Source organism: Streptomyces torulosus, assembly GCF_001419765.1.
Taxonomy (GTDB): Bacteria; Actinomycetota; Actinomycetes; order Streptomycetales; family Streptomycetaceae; genus Streptomyces; species Streptomyces torulosus.
The window spans coordinates 1-3,499 of sequence record NZ_LIRK01000967.1; the positions used below are offsets into that span (position 1 = coordinate 1).

Here is a 3,499-nt window from a genome sequence, read left to right on the forward strand (position 1 = left end):
GGGGATGGCGAGGAGGAAGGAGTAGCGGGCCGCGGCCTCACGCTTGTAGCCCATGAGGAGGCCGCCGCTGATCGTGGCGCCGGAGCGGGAGACACCCGGGATGAGGGCCATGGCCTGGCAGAGGCCGAAGATCAGGCCGTCCTTGACGCTCAACTGGTCCAGGGTCTTGCGTTCCTTGATGGCGCGGTGCAGGCGGTCCGCGACGCCCAGGACGATGCCCATCACGATCAGCATGGTCGCGGTGATGCGCAGATCGCGGAACGGGCCCTCGATCTGGTCCTTGAGGGTCACTCCGAGGACACCGATCGGGATGGAACCGACGATCACCAGCCAGCCCATCTGGGCGTCGCGGTCGCCGCGCATCTCCTTGTTGAACAGGGAGCGGGACCACGCCGAGATGATGTTGACGATGTCCTTGCGGAAGTAGATCAGCACCGCGGCCTCGGTGCCGATCTGGGTGATCGCCGTGAAGGCCGCTCCTGGGTCCTCCCAGCCGGAGAACGCCGCCGTCAGGCGCAGGTGCGCGCTGGAGGAGATGGGGAGGAACTCGGTCAGCCCCTGGACGAGTCCGAGGATGAGGGATTCAAACCAAGACATGAAGTTACGTGGTCCAAGCGCTGATCGTGAGGGGCCGACGGGAAAGGTGACACGCCGCCGACCCGGCCGCCGGGCGGCCGTGCGGGGCGGGTGATCACAGGTACGGGGGCAGCCTAGCGCCCCCGGATGACAGGGCTGCCACAGGGGTTTGGCAGGGCCGTGCGGGGGTGGGGCGCGGACCGGCGTACCGAGGGGTGGAACGGCCGAATCCATGGTGTTGACCAGTGACTATGTCCGCACATACGTTGCTGGCTGGAGAAAGCGCTTGCCGTTGCGAGGGTCGCCGTACCGCCGGAGCCCTGGCCACCAGGCGTTGGCCACTGTCCGACGTCCCGTTCGATGGAGTGCTGATCACGTCCATGCCCACACCCAGCAACGGTCCGGGCCCGACTCCGGACCAGCCGCCGGCCCCCCTGAAGGGCCGCCGCGTCCGCGCCGCCGTCATCGGCATCGGCGCCATCGGCGGCGGCTCCCATCTGCCCGCGCTCGCGCGCCTCGCCGAGGAGGGCGAGACCGAGGTCGTCGCGGCGGTCGACATCGATGCCGAGGCGGTACGCGCGTTCTGCGCCGAGCACGGCATCCCGCACGGCTACACCGATCTGGACCGCATGCTGGCCGAGCAGCGCCCCGACCTGGTCTGCGTGTGCACCCCGCCCACCCTGCACCGCGACCAGACCGTCGCCGCGCTGCGGGCCGGCGCCTGGGTGTGGTGCGAGAAGCCGCCGGTGCCGACGCTCGCCGACTTCGACGCCGTGGAGGCCGAGGAAGGCGCGGACACCGGCGGGCCCTTCGCCTCGATCGTCTTCCAGCACCGCTTCGGCTCGGGCGCCACGCACGTACGGAAGCTGATCGCCGAGCAGGCGGTCGGCCGTCCCCTCGTCGCGCACTGCCAGACCACCTGGTACCGGAACACCGCCTACTACGCCGTGCCCTGGCGCGGCCGCTGGGCGACGGAGGGCGGCGGCCCCGCCATGGGTCACGGCATCCACCAGATGGACCTCCTCCTCGACCTGCTCGGCCCCTGGAGCGAGGTCCGCGCCATGGCCGGGCGGCTGGTCCACGACGTGGAGACCGAGGACGTCTCGACCGCCCTCGTCCGCTTCGAGAACGGCGCCCTGGCCACCGTCGTCAACAGCGTCCTCAGCCCCGACGAGGTCAGCCGCATCCGCATCGACTGCGAGCGCGCCACGATCGAACTCACCCACCTGTACGGCCACTCCAACGCCGACTGGTCCATCACCCCCGCCCCCGGCACCCCGGACGTGGACGCGGCTGCCTGGCGGGACTTCGGCGCCGACGTGCCCAGCTCCCACCTGGCCCAGCTGCGCGAACTCGTCGCGAGCATGCGCGCCGGTGAGCGGCCCCGCAGCAGCGGCGCCGACGGCCGGACGAGCCTGGAGCTGATCGCCGCGCTCTACAAGTCGGCGTTCACGGACACGACCGTACGGCGTGGCGAGATCGGACCGGGGGACCCGTACTACACGGCCATGCACGGTGGAGCCCCCGGCTGGGCGCCCGCACCCGCCCAGGAGCCCGCCACGAGTGAGGAGATCCCCGCATGACCTTCCACGACGGGCTGCGCGTCGTCCACGCCCACGGCGACCGGATCACGGTCACCGAGCCGGCCACCGGCGTCGAGCTGTTCAGCTACGTGTACCGGCCGGAGGCGGCCTGGGAGGCCCCCAAGCCGTATCTGCACCCGGTCCGCACCCTCGCGGGCGACATCGTCACCGACTACCGCCCCAACGACCACCGCTGGCACAAGGGTCTCCAGCTGACGGCCTCGCACCTGTCGGGCCAGAACCTGTGGGGCGGCAACTCCTACGTCCACGGCGAGGGGTACCTGCCCATCCCGGAGCGGGTCGGATCGATGGCCCACGCCGGTTTCGACGAGGTCGTCTCCGACGGCGACCGGGTGGTGATCGCCGAGCGGCTGACCTGGCATCCGTACGGCGGGGAGCTGTGGGCCGACGAGGAGCGCCGGATCGAGGTGCACGACGTCGACACCGAGGCGGGGTCGTGGGCGCTCACCTGGACCAGCGCGATCACCAACCGGCGTGACGAGCCGCTGCTGTTCGGCAGCCCGACCACCGCCGGGCGCGAGATGGCCGGCTACACCGGCCTGTTCTGGCGCGGCCCGCGCGCCTTCCGCGAGGGGCGGATCATCGGCCCCGACGCCGAGGGGCCCGAGCTGATGGGCGGGCAGGCGCCGTGGCTGGCGTACTCGGGTGAGCACGACGGCACCGACGGGCACGCCACGCTCGTCTTCGTCCACGCCCCCGAGAACGACCACACCGGCGCCGAGGGCGCCCACCCCGCTCACTGGTTCGTCCGCAACGAGCCGTTCGCGGCCGTCGCCCCCTCCTGGGCGTTCTTCGACGAACTGGCGCTCGCCCCCGGCGACACGCTCACCCGCCGCTACCGGGTCGTCGTGGCGGACGGGGCCTGGGAGCGGGAGGAGATCGCCAAGTACCTGGAGGCGCACCCGTGGTGAACGGTTACGAGGGACTGCCCGGCGGGGTCGCCGTCTCCCACCTGTCCGTCTACGACTGGCCCGAGACGGACGGGGTGTGCGGCGGAACGCCCCATATGCACCTGACCTGTTCGGAGGGGTACGTCGTCACCGGCGGACGCGGCGCCGTGCAGACCCTGACGGCCTCCGGGTTCGAGGTCACGCCCCTGACGCCGGGGACGATCGCCTGGTTCACGCCCGGCACCATCCACCGGCTGGTCAACGAGGACGAGCTGCGCATCACCGTCCTGATGCAGAACAGCGGGCTGCCGGAGGCGGGCGACGCCGTGCTCACGCTGCCGCCGCGCTACCTGGCCGACCCGGAGACGTACGCCGCGGCGACCCGTATCCTGCTCCTCCTCCGGCGCCTCCACCGGGATACGGGTCGCC

Annotated in this window: 4 protein-coding genes; 3 read left to right on the top strand and 1 reads right to left on the bottom strand. The window is 71.7% G+C overall.

Annotated features, from left to right (window positions below; translation table 11 throughout):
• Positions 1–597: undecaprenyl-diphosphate phosphatase (locus AOK23_RS43160; protein WP_055717820.1), on the bottom strand; the 597-nt coding region annotated here is incomplete at its 3' end.
• Positions 598–956: 359 nt separating this feature from the next.
• On the opposite strand from AOK23_RS43160, the gene AOK23_RS43165 reads away from it, so the two are divergent.
• The 3 genes from AOK23_RS43165 to AOK23_RS43175 all read left to right on the top strand — a co-directional run.
• Complete coding sequence (locus tag AOK23_RS43165) at positions 957–2,159, top strand: Gfo/Idh/MocA family protein (protein ID WP_206336450.1); 1,203 nt, start codon at positions 957–959, stop codon at positions 2,157–2,159.
• Positions 2,156–3,091 (top strand): DUF6807 domain-containing protein, encoded by a 936-nt coding sequence (locus tag AOK23_RS43170; RefSeq protein WP_055717822.1) that lies wholly within the window; start codon positions 2,156–2,158, stop codon positions 3,089–3,091. Before AOK23_RS43165 ends, AOK23_RS43170 begins: the two co-directional genes overlap by 4 nt.
• The coding region (locus AOK23_RS43175; RefSeq protein WP_420823807.1) for a cupin domain-containing protein at positions 3,085–3,499 on the top strand (415 nt) is incomplete at its 3' end. The genes AOK23_RS43170 and AOK23_RS43175, both read left to right, overlap by 7 nt.

Coding starts and splice junctions, on each gene's coding strand:
- AOK23_RS43170 (WP_055717822.1), top strand. CDS start 2,156: ATGACCTTCCACGACGGGCTGCGCGTCGTCCACGCCCACGGCGACCGG.
- AOK23_RS43165 (WP_206336450.1), top strand. CDS start 957: ATGCCCACACCCAGCAACGGTCCGGGCCCGACTCCGGACCAGCCGCCG.